Raw genomic sequence first — 15,245 nt, 5'->3', positions numbered from 1 at the left:
ACGATGAGACATCCCGCAAGCACCGCCGCCCTGGCGACCCTCTTCACTGCGATGGCCGGTGCCGCCTCGCTGGCGGTGGCGGCGGATGCCGCCCCGGCGTCCCGCAGCGCGGCATCGCAGCCCCCGGCAGCGGCGGCCTCGGTGTCCTCGTCCAACGCTGGCGCCGCCGCCACCGCCAAGACGTCCGCAGCAACGACCAAGCCGCGCAAGGCCTCCGCCTCCTACACGATGGCGGACTTCGCGCGCGTGCCCAAGGTCGATGCCCACGTCCATCTGCACAACCCCGATCCGGTCTTCCTTGCCGGCGCCCACAAGCTGGGTTTTCGGCTGTTGACGATCAATGTCGACTATCCGGACTTCCCGCCGCTGGACGACCAGCAGCGCGTCGCGATCGCGCTGCGCCAGGCCCGTCCCGCCGACCTGGCCTGGGCCACCAGCTTCTCGAGCGACACCTCCGACCAGCCCGGCTGGCTGGACGCCACCCAGCGCCGCATCGATGACGGGCTTCGCGCCGGCGCCGTCGGCGTCAAGGTCTGGAAGAACATCGGCATGAGCCTGCGCAAGCCGGACGGCTCGCTGGTGATGATCGATGACGAGCGCTTCGCGCCGCTGTTCGACCACCTCGCCCAGCGCGGCATTCCGTTGCTGGGTCATCAGGGCGAGCCGCACAACTGCTGGCTGCCGCTGGACCAGATGACAGTCAACAACGACCGGGAATACTTCGCCGCCCATCCGCAGTACCACATGGCCCTGCATCCGGAGATGCCCAGCTGGGAGACCCAGATGGCTGCTCGCGACCGCATGGTGGCGGCGCATCCGACGCTGCGCTTCGTCGGCATGCACATGGCCTCGCTGGAGCGCAATGTGGATGAGCTGGCGGCGTTTCTCGATCGCTTCCCGAAGGCGGTGGTCGACCTGGCCGCCCGCATCGGGCAGCTGCAATCGCAGAGCCAGCACGACCGCGCCAAGGTGCGTGCCTTCATGATCAAGTACCAGGACCGCCTGCTGTACGGCACCGATCTGTCGCAGACGCCGGAGCAATCCGGCCAGGCGCTGCTGCGCGAGGTGACCCCGATCTGGCGGCAACATTGGCGCTACTTCAACACCGAGGAGACCTTCAAGGTGGCCGATCTCGATCAACCGGTGCAGGGCCTAGGCCTGCCGCGCGATGTCGTCGACAAGCTCTATCACCTGAATGCCGAGCGGACCTTCCCGACGGCCTGGAAGGCGCCCCGATGACCGCCCGCCGCGCATTCCTCCAGTGGCTGGGCGCCGCCCCGGTGGCGGGCCTCGCCCCGCGTCTGGCGCTGACGGCGTCGGCGGGCGCCGCCGCGTCGGCGCGGGCGGCCGATGTCGGACGCGGTCACGTGCGACTGCAGGATGACCAACTGTCGGTGCAGTTCGACGATCAAATGCGCAGTCGCCTGGTGCGCCTCGGCGGACCACGGCCGCAGCCGCTGACGGACTTCGACGCGGGTGAACAGCTTCTCCTGGCGCAGGGCAAGCCGGCGCCGCGTTTCCGACTCGCCTCGGCCACGCCCAGCAGCGGTGCCACACCGTTCGGTGCGGGCCAGCGTCTGGCGCTCACCGGACGCAGCGCGGACGGGTTGGAGAAGTCAGTCACCGTGACCTTGCTGGATGAGCATCCCGGCGTGGCCCTGCTGGAGGTCGCCTTCGCCAATCGCTCCGATCGGGCGGTCGAGCTGCAGGGCTGGACCGTCGGCGCGCATCGCCTGCTGCCCGCGCCGCGTCATGCGGGGGGCTGGTGGACCTATTCCGGCGCCACCCATCAGGACCGGCGTGACTGGATGCAGCCGGTCCAGCGCGGCTTCGAGCAGCGCAACTTCATGGGCATGAACGCGTCGGACTACGGCGGCGGCACGCCGCTGGTCGATGTCTGGCGACGCGACCTGGGCGTGGCGATCGGCCATCTGGACAAGCTGCCGCGGCTGGTGGCCCTGCCGGTCAAGGCGGTGGGCGATCAAGTGGAGCTGGCATTGCGCAGCGATGAGCCTCAGACGCTGGCGCCCGGGGCGAGCCTCTCGCTGCCGCTGGCGTTCATCGCGGTGCATGAGGGCGATTGCTTCGTGCCGCTGGATCGCTATCGGCGCTTGATGAACGCCCAGGGCCTGGCGGCCCCGGAGCCGCCTCGCAGCGCCCATGACTCGGTCTGGTGCGCCTGGGGCTATGAGCGCGACTTCTCGCTGCAGCGGGTGCGGGACACCCTGCCGAAGGCGCAGGAACTGGGTCTCAAATGGGCGGTGCTGGACGACGGCTGGCAGCGCCTGACGGGCGACTGGCACAACATTGACCTGGCCAAGTTCCCGCGCGGCGAAGCCGACATGAAGGACCTGGTGGCCGACATCCATGCCCGCGGCATGAAGGCGCGTCTGTGGATTGCGCCGCTGGCGGTGGCGCCGGGCAGCGACGAGCTGCATGACCACACCGATCTGCTGCTACTGGACAAGGACGGTGCGGTGCAGATGGTCTCGTGGTGGAACTGCTTCTACCTGTGCCCCGCGCATGAAGAGACCCAGCAGCGCATCGCGGCGCTGTTCAAGAAGATCATCGGCGACTGGGGTTTCGACGGTCTGAAGATCGACGGCCAGCATCTCAACGGCGTCGCGCCCTGCTTCAACCCGAAGCACAAGCATGCCCGTCCCGAGGAGTCGGTCGAGCACATGGCCGATTTCTATCGCGCGATGTTCGAGTCCGCCCATGCGGCCAATCCGGAGGCGGTGGTGGAGGTCTGCCCGTGCGGCACCAGCTATGCCTTCCACAACATGCCGTGGATCGACCAGGCGCCGGCCTCCGATCCGCTGTCGAGCTGGCAGGTGCGCCACAAGGGCAAGGCGCTCAAGGCGCAGATGGGGCGGTGGTCGGCTTACGCGGGCGATCACGTCGAGCTCTCCACCGGCGGGAAGGACTTTGCCTCTGCCGTCGGCGTGGGCGGGGTGGTGTCGACCAAGTTCACCTGGCCGGAAGATCCCAAGCCCAAGGACTCCTTCCTGCTGACGCCGGAGCTGGAGCCGCACTGGCGCCGCTGGATCGCTGCGCACAATGCCAAGGGCCTGTCGGATGGCACCTACCGTGGCGAGCTCTACGACATCGCCTTCGACAAGCCCGAGACGCATGTGGTGGAGAAGAACGGCGTGATGCACTACGCCTTCTATGCGCCGAGTTGGGACGGCCCGGTCACCTTGCGCGGCCTCGGTCCAGGCACCTGGCGGCTGCGCGACTACGTCAACGGCGTGGACCTGGGACGCGTGGACGCGGCCCGGCCCACGGTCGCGCTGCGCTTCAAGGAGCACCTGTTGATCGAGGCGGTGCTGGAAGGCACCGCCGAGCGCCCGCTGGCGCGTGCCACGCGTGTGCCGGCACGGCTGATCGGTCGCGACGGCTTCCCGCTGGCGTCGGCGTGGGAAGAGGCGCCCGCGAGTTTCTTTGCCCATGACTGGCGCGGCCAGCCGCTGACGGGCACCCAGTCCACACGGGTGCAGATGCTGCATGCCGATGGGGTGCTGCATCTGCGCTTCAACAGCCGCTACAACGCTCTCACCACCCATGAGCGCGAAGGATCGTCCACCGCGATCTGGCCGCTGTGGGAGCGGGATGTGGTGGAGGTGTTCATCCAGTCCCCTGACGATGCGGGCACCGATCGCTACCGCGAGATCGAGGTCGCACCGAACGGGCTGGTGATGGACATCGACATCCGGGGCTCGCAGCGTCAGCGCCTGGTCGGTGCCAGCAAGGCCAGAACCACGGTCGACGCGCAGCACCGGATGTGGACAGCGGAGCTGTCGGTGCCGCTGCCGGCGGCCGCGTCGACGCGGGCCGCCACTCGGCGTGGGGGCGTGCTGGAGGGATGGCGCATCAACCTGTTCCGCATCGAAGGCAGCGGGGCGCAGCGACAGTACTCGGCCTGGAGTCCCACCGGAACGCCCACGGCCGACTTCCATGTGCCGCAGGCGTTCGGGCAGTTGCGGTTGGAGGGCTGAGCCGTCGCTGTTGCCGGCTCAGGTCGTTAAGAGGCCGCTGACTGCGAGCCCAGGAAAGTGCAGGGGAGGTGCACCGGGTGCGCCTCTCACGTTTGCCGCGCTTGGGGGGCGAGTCCCATTCATCTGGACCGCTGCGAAAGATGGATGTCTCAAGCGCCTGCGGGCGCCTTCTTCGCCGCCCCGGTGCCCGCCTTCTTCATCGGCACCGGCTCCGGCAGGTCCTTGGCGGCCAGCATGCGGGCCTGGACGACGAGCTGGTTGTGGGCGTCCAGGAACGCGGCCGCGATGACCTTGCCCTCGTTGCTGTTGGACCAGCCCGCGCCTGCGGCGCCGCCCAGCTTGCCCAGCACCAGGCCGCCCATGCCCAGATCGGTGACGCGCACCGAGCCGGTGGCGGCGGCGACCTGCTCGGTCGTTTCGTTGTCCGTCAGCAGCAGTGCCACCTGCGCTTCCTTGAGCTTGATGTGCTCGGCCGCACCGACAAACTTGTTGAGCACCGGAATCATGCCGAGGATGCCGCCGACCTGTCGGCCCGCATCCTGCTCGCTGAAGGTCAGGCTGGGCACCAGCGTGTATTGCGCCTCGTAGCCCTTGCCCTTGTGCACCGTGCTGCCTTCCTGGCGCAACACACCCGCGTCCTTGAGCTCCTGCTCGCGGATCGTCGCCTTCAGGCCGGAGTTGCGGTCCACGACGCGGAAGCAGCCGCTTTGCTGCGCCAGCAGGCGCACCAGCGGCAGCGGCGTGTTCGGCAGGCCGTTTGCACCGCTGACCGAATAACCGTTGGGGTTCTCCACCAACGCCAGCGTGGCCACCGGGGCATCGCACTTCATCAGGTCGCGGTTGGCCTTGCTCGCACCCGCCGGTCCGGCCGAACCGGTGATCTCGGAGCTGCCTTCACCCAGCGTGGCTCCCTGCTTGCCGCAACCCGCCAGCGCCGCCGCACAGGCGAGCAGCAGCAAGCCGCGTGAGAACGCCGCCGCAGCGTGCGAGAGATGCGGCGCGTCGCCGCGCTGATGAAGACTGCTGATCGCGCTCATGCCGTACTCCTGGCCCGAAGTGGCGTCGCTGCGGCGCTCTGTGTCGCCTGCCCGATGCACCACCGTCATTCGCCGTTGGGGTTGAAACCGGTCGGACGTTAGCGCATGGCCTCGCGGCTGCGAGCCCCACTGATGGGTGGTCTGTCGCCGATTCCCGGCAGGCTGCGATTGTTTACATCTGAATGCTTGACGGATGGCGGTGACGTGGCACGCCTCATCGAGGATGCGCAGGGCTGCCTCGGACCGCCAGCGACGCGCTGGATCCTGCGTCCTGTGTCATTTGTCCTGCGCCACGTGCCCTCCGTGACGGAGGCGCAGCACATCAGCTCATCCCTCTGAAGGACCCCAGCATGGCTTCCGGCGCGGTGCACCGTCCAAGGGATACTGCGCCCCGATCGCAGTCGGCTGTTGACCTGTCGATCCACAACAAGATTGGCTTCAGGGATTCATGATGATTGCGCTTCTTCGCGCCCCGTGGCGGCGCCTGCGCCAGCGTGGCGCCGGCATGGTCGCCTCGCTGTTGCTCGCGCCGGCTGCCTATGCCTTCGAGGTGCTGCCAGCCTCGGAGGGCGAGCCGCGGATCCTCATCGACGGCCGCCTGGATGAGGCGATCTGGACCCGCGCGCCAGTGCATGACCAGTTTGCCCAGCTTCAGCCGCGCGCCAATGCCGCGTATCCCGAAGCCCTCCGCACCGAGGTGCGCCTGGTGGCGGATGGTCAGTCGCTGATCGTCGGCATCCGGGCCTGGTCCGCCCAGCCGCCTCATGTGCGGCTTTCCCGGCGAGATGCGGTCCAGCGCGATCAGGACATGATCGGGCTGTGGATCGACACCGGGGGGCGCGGCGAATCCGCGATGTTCGTCAAGGCCAGCCTGGCCGGCGTGGTGACCGACGGGCTGTACCGCGCCTCGGACGATGAGGAGGACCTCGGGCCCGACTTTCCGGTGGAGGTCTCCACCCAGCGCCTGTCCGACGGCTACAGCATGGAGATCCGCTGGCCGCTGGCCGCGCTGCGGTATCCCTACCAGATGGCCGCACCGTGGCGCCTCGTCGTGGCGCGGGCGGTGCCGGGCGCAGATGACTTGCTGCTGGTCAGCGGCGCGGCCGACAACGAGGCGCTGGACTTCCTTCACGCCAGCACGCCAGTCAACGGCCTGGAGCCGGTGTTGAGTCGGCATCGGGACCGACAGGAGGGCCAGGTCACCGTGGAATGGACCGGTCGCTCGGTGCGGGAAGGCGGACAGGACCGCCGCGACGGCAGCCTCGGTCTGGAGGGCTGGTGGCGGCCGCGCGCCGATTGGCTGGTGAACGCCACCCTGAATCCGGACTTCGCGCAGGTGGACGTGGATGCGCCGCAGACCAGCGGCAATCGCGCCGTGGCCTTGGCACTGCCCGAGAAGCGCCGCTACTTCCTGGAGAGCGCCGATGTCCTGGGCCTGCCGCTGCAGGCCTTCTACTCCCGCACGATTGCCGATCCGCGCTGGGGCCTGCGGTCCACCTGGCGGGGCGCGAGTGCCGATGCCAGCCTGCTTCTGTCGGAGGACCGGGCCGGCGCAGTCGTCACCCGCGGCCGCCCGTGGGGCACCGACGAGTGGACGCTGGATGCGCCCAGCGTCTCCCAGTTGCTGCGCGCCCGGGTGCAGTCGGGCGAGGACGCAGGCCGATTGACGCAAGGCGTGCTGGTCGCGCGGCGCAGCCTGGATGCGCATCGCTACAACCAGTTGGTCGGCGCCGACGGCCTGTGGCGGAGCAGCGATGACGACCGCCATCTGAAGGTTCAATGGAACGCGCTGATCAGCGAGCACACGCTGAACGTCGATGACGACGGCCGAACCCTGCGCCAGGCGGCGCGCGCGCAGCGCGATCTGCAGGTCGCCACCAAGCTGCTGTACAGCGATGAGCAGTGGCTCAACGCGATGGAGGCCAGCGTGGTGGGCCCGGACTTTGTGAACCTGTTGGGCTTCGTCGACCAAGCAGGCCTGTGGAAGGTCAGCGGAGAACTGAACCGGCGCATGGGCGAGCGCAGCCTGCCGATCGGAGAGGGCCTGACGCTGCATCAGACGGAGCTGCATGTCAGTGCCGCCGAGCTGCGCAGCCTGCGTGATCGCGCACGCGACGAGCCCGGTGGCGAGGTGATCCGGCGGGAACTGCGGCTGGGCGTCTGGGCCCAGGGGGATCGGCGGACCGATGGCTGGCTGCAGTTCGGTGCGGACCGCCAGCGGGCGCGCAGCGGCGGGCGCCTGCATGCGACGCCGGCCTGGCACGGCGGATTCGAATCGACGCCGGTGCCCTGGATGCCTCGCCTCACGGGCGAAGGCAGTTGGGGCCGTCAACTGGACAGCGAGTTCGATCGGGTCGGGCGCGGCGGCTGGTGGTCGCTTCAGGCGAGCAGCCGTTGGGCGCTGCCGGGGGACCGCAGCCTGGAGATCGATCCGGTGCTCACCGGCGTGACCATCGACGCGCAAGGGCCGTATCCGTCGCTGGATGAGCGCGGGGTGCGGCTGCTGTCCCTGCTGCATCTGAATGCCAATGAAAGCATCCGGCTGATCCTCCAGGACGAGCGAAGCCGCCGCGGCATGGCGACGGGGATCGCGCCCACCCTGGACCGCAAGCGCCATCGGTCGCTGATGTGGAAGAAGCGCTTCGGCGGGCGCTACCAGGCCGCGCTGGGCGCGCAAAGGGACGAGTCCTCCCGCCAGGCGACCCGCAGCGAAGTCTTTCTCAAGTTGCAGGTGGCATTCGACGGACATTGAGCGGGAGGCTGCTGAAGTTCGTTCCCGCGGCCCGGCCGAGCGCCGTAGGAAAGGACGGTATCGAGGGCCGTATTGCGGGTGGTATGGGGCCGCATGGCGGAACGAGGCAGGGCCTTGTTGAGTGCCCAGGTGGGCGCGGAGGCTCGGACGAGGCGCTGCGGAGAGGGCGACATTCGAGGCGTCCGTCACGGTGTGCCGGTGGCCGAACGTGGCGCCAATTCCGCGTTTTTGGGCGTTGGTCCAATTGCAGCGGACAATCGCGTATGACCCGTACCGATCTTCCCGGCGCCGCCGAGCCGACGCCCGCGCCGTCCGTGACCAGCGCCTCTTCCTTCGCCACCCTGCCGTTGCCGCCCACGATGCTGGCCAATCTGGAGCAACTGGGCTATTTATCGATGACGCCCATCCAGGCCGCCAGCCTGCCGCTCACCCTGGCGGGACGGGATCTCATCGCGCAGGCCAAGACCGGCAGCGGCAAGACCGCCGCCTTCACCCTGCCGCTGCTGGCCAATCTGAATCCCCGTCGCTTTGCGGTGCAGGCGCTGGTGCTGTGCCCGACCCGCGAGCTGGCCGACCAGGTCACCCAGGAGATCCGCCGGCTGGCCCGCGCCGAAGACAACATCAAGACGCTGACGCTCTGCGGCGGTGCACCGATCCGCAACCAACTGGCGAGCCTGGCTCACGGGGCCCACATCGTGGTGGGCACACCGGGCCGCATCCTGGACCATCTCTCACGCGGCACCCTGGACCTGCAGGCCTTGAACACGCTGGTGCTGGATGAGGCGGATCGCATGCTCGACATGGGTTTCGCCGAAGACATCGCCCAGGTGGTCCAGGCGTGTCCGAAGGCGCGTCAGACCTTGCTGTTCTCGGCCACCTATCCGGAGGGCGTGGCTTCGCTCGCCTCGCGCTTCATGCGTGATCCGAAGGAAGTGACGCTCACCGAGCGCCATGCCGCCAACAAGATCCGCCAGCGCTTCTATGAGGTGGAGGAAAGCCAGCGGCTGCATGCCGTCGGTCTGCTGCTGAATCATTTCCGGCCCGCCAGCACGCTGGCCTTCTGCAACACCAAGCAGCAATGCCGTGACCTGGTGGCGGTGCTGCAGGCGCAGGGCATCGTGGCCCTGGAACTGCACGGCGACCTGGATCAGCGCGACCGCGACCAGGTGCTGGTGCAATTTGCCAATCGCAGCTGCAGCGTGCTGGTGGCGACCGATGTGGCCGCACGCGGGCTGGACATTGCGCAGCTGGAGGCGGTCATCAATGTGGACATCACGCCCGATGCCGAGGTGCACACCCACCGAGTCGGTCGCACCGGACGTGCCGATGGCGAGGGCTGGGCCTTCAGCCTGGCCAGCATGGATGAGATGGGCCGGGTCGGCCGCATCGACCAGATGCAGGGCAGCGCCAGCGTCTGGCATCCGTTGAGCGAATTGACCGTGCCGGCCGGCGCCGAGCCGCTGCGTCCGCCGATGGTGACGCTGCAGATACTGGGCGGGCGCAAGGAAAAGATCCGTCCGGGCGATGTGCTGGGCGCGTTGACCAAGGACCTCGGCTTCGAGGGCAGCCAGATCGGCAAGATCAATGTGAATGAGTTCTCGACCTATGTCGCCATCGAGCGCAGCGTCGCGGACCAGGCCCTGCGGGGGCTGAACGCCGGCAAGGTGAAGGGCAAGTCGGTGAAAGTGAGGTTGCTTTGAACACCTTCGCCTCCCTGGGCCTGTCGGCCCCTTTTGTCCGCGCGGCCGAAGAACTGGGCTATGTCGAGCCCACACCGATCCAGGTTGCGGCCATTCCCGCCGCACTGACCGGGCGCGATCTGTTGGCCTCGGCGCAGACCGGCTCGGGCAAGACGGCGGCATTTGCGTTCGCCGTGCTGCAACAGATCGACGCCCGTGTGCGGCCCGCCCTGCGCCGCACCCAGGCGCTGGTGCTGGTGCCGACGCGCGAGCTGGCGGCGCAGGTCGGTGAATCGCTGCGGCAGATCGGTCAGTTCCTGCAGGAGCCGGTGAAGGTCTCGGTGCTGTTTGGCGGTGTGTCGATCAATCCGCAGATGATGGCCTTGCGCGGCGGCGCCGAGGTGGTGGTCGCCACGCCGGGCCGGCTGTTGGACGTGGTCGCGCAGAACGCGCTGAAGTTGTCCGATGTCAGTTGCCTGGTGCTGGACGAGGCGGACCGCATGCTCGATGGCGGTTTCGCCGACGAGGTGACGCGGGTGCTGGCCTTGCTGCCGTCGCGTCGGCAGAACCTGCTGTTCTCCGCCACCTTCCCGGAGGCGGTCCGGGCCTTGACCGCCGAGCTGCTGCGGGACCCGGTCCGGGTCGAGATCGTGCAGGAGCCGACGGTCCAGGGAAAGATCGAAGAGCGCGCGATCGAGGTGGATGCGGCGCGTCGCACGCCGCTGCTGCGTCATCTGATCGGTCAGGGGGGGTGGACGCGGGTGCTGGTGTTCGTCGCCACCCGCTATGCCTGCGACCATGTGGCGGACAAGCTGCGCAAGGCCGGCCTGGAGGCGGCCGCCTTCCATGGCGACGCCAGCCAGGGCGCGCGGACGCGGATGCTGGCCGACTTCAAGGCAGGCAAGCTGCGGGTGCTGGTGGCCACCGATCTGGGCGGGCGCGGCATCGACATCGCGCAATTGCCGGTGGTGGTGAACTACGACCTGCCGCGTTCGGCGGTGGACTATGTGCATCGCATCGGACGCACCGCACGTGCCGGGGCGGATGGCTTGGCGGTGAGCTTCATTCCCGCGGCCGCGGAGGCGCATTTTCGGCTGATCGAAAAGCGCGAGGGTCGACGCGTGGCGCGTGAGCGCATTGCGGGCTTCGAGCCCACCGAGACCGTGACGCCGGACACCGCCGCCGGCGGCATCAAGGGCCGCCGACCTAGCAAGAAGGACAAGCTGAGAGCAGCTGCGGCGCGAGGCGAGTAGGTCGGGGCTGGACCGTGAGGATTCGCGGTCGCCTCACCGGGGCATCAGCGGCGCACCACGAGCGCATCATGAGCGTGGACGCGTGGACGCGTGGACGCGTGGACGCGTGGGCGGCCTGGGCGGCGTGGGGGCGACCCGCAGCGGTCCGTGACGGGGTGGCGGTATGCTCGGTGCCGCCCGTCATCCGTCGGGGATCCAGCCTCAGGAGCACGCATGTTTGACCACGTCAAGTTTGGTGTCAGCAACTACGCCGCGAGCCGGGCGTTCTATGTGAAGGCGCTGGCGCCTCTGGGCGTGGCGGTGGTGTCGGAGGGCGTGCCGTCCTACGGCATCGAACTGTGCGGCGAGGGCGAGCCCTCGCTGTGCCTCTTCGAGACCCAGGAAAAGCCTGCTCACCTGCATGTGGCCTTCTCCGCCAAGCGGCGTGAGTCGGTGGATGAGTTCTATCGCGCTGCGCTGGAGGCCGGCGGCAAGGACAACGGGCCGCCCGGACTTCGGACGAAGTACCACGCCAACTATTACGCCGCGTTCGTCATCGATCCGGATGGGCACAACATTGAAGCGGTGTGCCATCGGCCGGAGGCGTGAGCGACACGCCAGGGGGCGTCCGCGCCGATGCGGGGTGGCCGGTCGCCATGAGGCTCTTTCCAAGGGACCGAACGAGGGTTGAAGGGGTGGGGGGATGAAGGACAGCGACCGCGCGTTGGTGGCGCGCTCATCGAATTTCACCATCCGCTTGCTGACGTCGGAGGCGAAGTGGGAAGGTGGGTTGGACGCCACCCACGCGGTGCACCGGACCGTGCTGCGCCCGCTGCTGGCGATGGCCGACGGATGCTGGGCCTACGGCATCGACAAGGACGGTCCGCTCTGGAAGCGTTCCGCAGACATTCTTCAGCCCGACCGCGGCAAGTTCCGGATCGATCTGTCGTGCGATCCTGTCAGCGGCAGGGAGTCCCTTTGGAACGCCAGTGGCGGCAAGCGCGGCACCATCGTGATCACGGTGCCGGTCGAGCGATTTGACGGTGCGGCGCTGTTTCCGCATTGCCTGGAGGCCTGGGTGTTCGATAACCCCCGTGCGGGCCACACACCCGGCGCGCTCAGCTTCACGAGCAAGCGGCTTGCCGAGGGCCGTCATGTCATCGTCTGCCTGCCGCGCAACAACGGCATTGAGTGGGCGGAGGTGTTCGCTCCGCAGCCGCTCGTGTTCGATTTGTACGCTGAGGCGCTCGCTGCCACGGCATCCGCCGCGCGCGGACTGGCGGGATCGGTCGCAGGCTGAGCGATCGCTGACGCGCAGTGCGGTGGCACCGCACGCCGAGTCGGATCGCCGTGATACCTTCGGTCGCATGAGTACGAATTTTTCCGACGACGAGGTCACCATCATTCAGGAGCCGCGGCTGTGGCGTGATGAGCGCTGGACGGCGCAGGTGATCAAGAACGAAGACGACGAGGGCTGGGCCGTGGCCATGACCCTGGTCGGCGAGTCCGAGCCTGCGCTGGTGGGCCCCTGGACCATGGGGCGCGACAAGAAGAACCCCAAGCCGCTGGATGCAGCCGCCTTTCACACGCTGGTGAAGACGGCCTCCGAAGTGCTGCGTCGCCATGAGCAGCAACTGCACGCGAAGCTGCACAAGAGCGTCAAGGTGGACACGCCGGCCGGGCGCATCCAGGTGCTGTTGGACATCGTCCCGGACGAGGACAACCCCTACGCCACGCTGAGCGCGCGCAACGAGCAGGGCGAGACCCTCGCCCAGGTGCGTGTGGCAGCCAGCTTCCGGTTGACCGACACCAGCGCGGCCGCGTGGGTGGAAGGCGAGTTTCAGCAGCCGCCCAGGTGATCGCGCGGGCCCGATTTCATTGGCCGATCGTCTCCTCGTAGAATCGCGCCCGGCCGCCGGCAGCAGGATTCGCTGAGCGGCCTCCCCACAGTCCAAGGTGCCTGGCCGCGATGCGGTCGGGTTAAACGGGAAACAGGTGCGCGTCCCACGACGCAAAGCCTGTGCTGCCCCCGCAACGGTCAGCGGTTGAAAGCGTGCTCAAGTCGGCTTCTATGCCGACAGCCACTGTGCCCCTCGGGCATGGGAAGGCGAGTGCGCCCTGTCGGATTGCCCTTGGCAGCCCGCAGACGCCGCGAGCCCGGATACCGGCCTTCGACTGCCTCGGAAGCCGCGGGGTGCGGCGCGCCGTCGACGCTGCGCGCTCGCGTGGTTTCGCCTGCGCGTGTCATTCCATCGGCTTCCTCCACCGAACAGGCCTGCGGGGACGCAGGCCGATGGAGAGCTTCGAATGACCCGCCCATCCCCTGTCACCCTGCCAGAGCGCCACCCCCTGCGAACGACCCATGGCCTGCGATGCAGTGCCGCCGCCGCGTTGCTGTGGTGCAGCGCGGGCGCCTGGGCCGCGCCCGACATCGTCGAGCCCGCCGCTGACGTGGTGGCCGCACCCGAACGAAAACTCGATGCGGTCGAAGTCCACGGCCGCCACTATGACAACGGCGTCGGCAGCACCGATGCCGCGTCGCAGGGCCGCATCCGCGCCGAGCTGCTCAAGAGCCGGCCTGCGTTGCGTCCTGGCGAGGTGCTGGAATTCGTGCCCGGCCTCATCGTGACCCAGCACAGCGGTGACGGCAAAGCCAACCAGTACTTCCTGCGCGGCTTCAATCTGGACCATGGCACTGACTTCGCCACCACGCTCGACGGCGTGCCGGTGAACATCCCCAGCAATGCGCATGGACAGGGGTACGCCGACCTGAACTTCCTGATCCCGGAGCTGGTTGATCGCATCGATTACCGCAAAGGGCCCTACTTCGCGCCCAACGGCAACTTTGCCGCGGCCGGCTCCGCCGACATGGTTTACCGGCGGGCCCTGGATGCGCCTTTTGTGGCGGTGACCCTGGGTGAGGGCGCTTATCGCCGTGGCGTGGTGGCCGGTTCCACCGAGCTCAGCGGCAGCCTGCAATTGCTGGGCGCCGCTGAGCTGATGCGCAACGATGGCCCTTGGTCGGTTCCCGAAGGCCTGGACCGTCGCAACCTGCTGCTGACCCTGTCGAACACCCGAGGCGTGGACCGCTGGCAACTCAGCCTGATCGACTACCGTGCCCACTGGACCTCGACCGACCAGGTGCCGCAGCGATTGATCGACGCCGGCACCTGGCAGGGGAGGCCCTTCGACCGCTTTGATGCGATCGACCCCACCGACGGAGGCCGCACCCGGCGCACCAGTCTGTCGGGCGAGTGGTCCCGCGATGTGGATGGCGCGCACAGCCGCGTCGCCGCCTACGCGATGGCCTATGAGCTCTCCCTGTTCTCCAATTTCACCTACGCCATGGAACGGCCGGTCACCGGCGACCAGTTCTCGCAGCGAGACGACCGCAAGGTTTATGGACTCTCCGCCAGCCACGCGCGGGAGCACAGCATTGGCGAGTTGCCTGCGCGCAGCGAAGTCGGCCTGCAGGTGCGCCAGGACCGCGCCGACGTCGGCCTTTTCCAGACCCAGCAGCGCGCCGTCATCGAGACCACGCGCGACGACCGGATCCGCGAAACGCTGCTGAGTCTTTATGGACAGACCAGCGTCGAACTCGCACCGTGGGCCCGCACCGTCGTCGGCGTGCGTGCCGACCAGGGGCGCTTCCATGTCACCCACATCGCGGGCAACGGCGATTCAGGGCGTGCCCGGCAAACGCTGGCGTCGCCCAAGTTCTCGCTGGTGCTCGGGCCTTGGGCACGCACGGAGCTGTTCCTGAACGCCGGCCGCGGCTTTCACAGCAATGACGCGCGGGGTGTCACCGCGGCCGTGGATCCTGCGCCGGGCCTGGTCAAGGCCAAGGGCTATGAGCTGGGCCTGCGCAGCGAATGGCTGCCCGGCCTGCAGAGCTCGCTGGCCTTGTGGAAGCTGGATTTCGATTCGGAGCTGGTTTATGTGGGCGATGCCGGTGCCACCGAGGCCAATCGGCCCAGCAAACGCCGCGGCATCGAATGGAACAACCGCTATGTGCCGCTGCCATGGCTGCTGGTGGATGCCGACTTCGCCTGGACCCACGCGCGCTTTGCCGACGCCGACCCGGCCGGCAACCGCATCCCCAACGCGGTGGACAAGGTCGCCTCGGTCGGCGTGACCTTGCGCGACCTCGGTCCCTGGTCCGCAGGCATCAACTGGCGCTACCTCGGCAGCGGCGCGCTGATCGAGGACAACAGCGAGCGCTCCCATTCGTCGCTGACCGCCAACCTGCGGGTGAGCCGTCGCTTCGGTCCGAAGACCGAGCTGACGCTGGATGTCTTCAATCTGTTCGACCGCAAGGTCAACGACATCGAGTACCTCTATGAATCGCAGCTGCCGGGAGAGGCCACGCCGGTGATGGATCGCCACCTGCATCCCGCCGAGCCGCGCACGCTGCGGGTGACGCTGCGACGCAGCTTCTGATCGAGGTCGCATCGGCATCGGACGTCGGCCCCCGGGCTGGCGTCCGCCTGCGATCCGGGGTGCGTTGACGCCATCCACGCGATGACGACGTGCGACTGTGAGCGGTT

At 68.3% G+C, this 15,245-nt stretch carries 10 protein-coding genes and 1 riboswitch; of the genes, 9 read left to right on the top strand and 1 reads right to left on the bottom strand.

What is annotated here, in order from left to right; translation table 11 throughout:
• Positions 1 to 3: 3 nt before the first annotated feature.
• Both N4261_RS21700 and N4261_RS21695 read left to right on the top strand, forming a co-directional pair.
• Positions 4 to 1,239, top strand: a complete 1,236-nt coding sequence (locus tag N4261_RS21700) for an amidohydrolase family protein (RefSeq protein ID WP_261757332.1) — start codon at positions 4 to 6, stop codon at positions 1,237 to 1,239.
• Positions 1,236 to 3,998, top strand: coding sequence for an alpha-galactosidase (locus N4261_RS21695; protein ID WP_261757331.1), 2,763 nt, complete (start codon positions 1,236 to 1,238; stop codon positions 3,996 to 3,998). Before N4261_RS21700 ends, N4261_RS21695 begins: the two co-directional genes overlap by 4 nt.
• 149 nt (positions 3,999 to 4,147) lie before the next feature.
• On the opposite strand, the gene N4261_RS21690 is transcribed toward N4261_RS21695, so the two are convergent.
• Complete coding sequence (locus N4261_RS21690) at positions 4,148 to 5,035, bottom strand: CsgG/HfaB family protein (protein WP_261757330.1); 888 nt, start codon at positions 5,033 to 5,035, stop codon at positions 4,148 to 4,150.
• 451 nt (positions 5,036 to 5,486) lie between these two features.
• Between N4261_RS21690 and N4261_RS21685 the strand changes: the two genes are divergently transcribed.
• The 7 genes from N4261_RS21685 to N4261_RS21655 all read left to right on the top strand — a co-directional run bounded on the left by N4261_RS21685 (position 5,487) and on the right by N4261_RS21655 (position 15,138).
• Complete coding sequence (locus N4261_RS21685) at positions 5,487 to 7,787, top strand: DOMON domain-containing protein (RefSeq protein ID WP_261757329.1); 2,301 nt, start codon at positions 5,487 to 5,489, stop codon at positions 7,785 to 7,787.
• 359 nt (positions 7,788 to 8,146) lie between these two features.
• The gene (gene dbpA / locus N4261_RS21680) at positions 8,147 to 9,487 is read left to right on the top strand and encodes an ATP-dependent RNA helicase DbpA (protein ID WP_261760805.1); all 1,341 of its coding nucleotides are present in this window, start codon (positions 8,147 to 8,149) and stop codon (positions 9,485 to 9,487) included.
• Positions 9,484 to 10,719 (top strand): DEAD/DEAH box helicase, encoded by a 1,236-nt coding sequence (locus N4261_RS21675; protein ID WP_261757328.1) that lies wholly within the window; start codon positions 9,484 to 9,486, stop codon positions 10,717 to 10,719. The genes dbpA and N4261_RS21675 overlap by 4 nt, the downstream gene beginning before the upstream one ends.
• Before the next feature lie 213 nt (positions 10,720 to 10,932).
• Positions 10,933 to 11,307, top strand: a complete 375-nt coding sequence (locus N4261_RS21670) for a VOC family protein (protein WP_261757327.1) — start codon at positions 10,933 to 10,935, stop codon at positions 11,305 to 11,307.
• A gap of 94 nt (positions 11,308 to 11,401) precedes the next feature.
• Positions 11,402 to 11,998 (top strand): hypothetical protein, encoded by a 597-nt coding sequence (locus N4261_RS21665; RefSeq protein ID WP_261757326.1) that lies wholly within the window; start codon positions 11,402 to 11,404, stop codon positions 11,996 to 11,998.
• Between the two features lie 67 nt (positions 11,999 to 12,065).
• Complete coding sequence (locus N4261_RS21660) at positions 12,066 to 12,557, top strand: hypothetical protein (RefSeq protein ID WP_261757325.1); 492 nt, start codon at positions 12,066 to 12,068, stop codon at positions 12,555 to 12,557.
• Between the two features lie 78 nt (positions 12,558 to 12,635).
• A riboswitch (cobalamin riboswitch) is annotated at positions 12,636 to 12,885 on the top strand.
• A 120-nt stretch (positions 12,886 to 13,005) separates the two neighbouring features.
• The gene (locus N4261_RS21655) at positions 13,006 to 15,138 is read left to right on the top strand and encodes a TonB-dependent receptor (protein WP_261757324.1); all 2,133 of its coding nucleotides are present in this window, start codon (positions 13,006 to 13,008) and stop codon (positions 15,136 to 15,138) included.
• Positions 15,139 to 15,245 lie beyond the last annotated feature (107 nt).

It is taken from the genome of Roseateles amylovorans, from assembly GCF_025398155.2.
Classification (GTDB): domain Bacteria; phylum Pseudomonadota; class Gammaproteobacteria; order Burkholderiales; family Burkholderiaceae_C; genus Roseateles; species Roseateles amylovorans.
The sequence above is the reverse complement of the archived record's forward strand: the minus strand, read 5'-3'. Positions and strand labels throughout refer to the sequence as shown.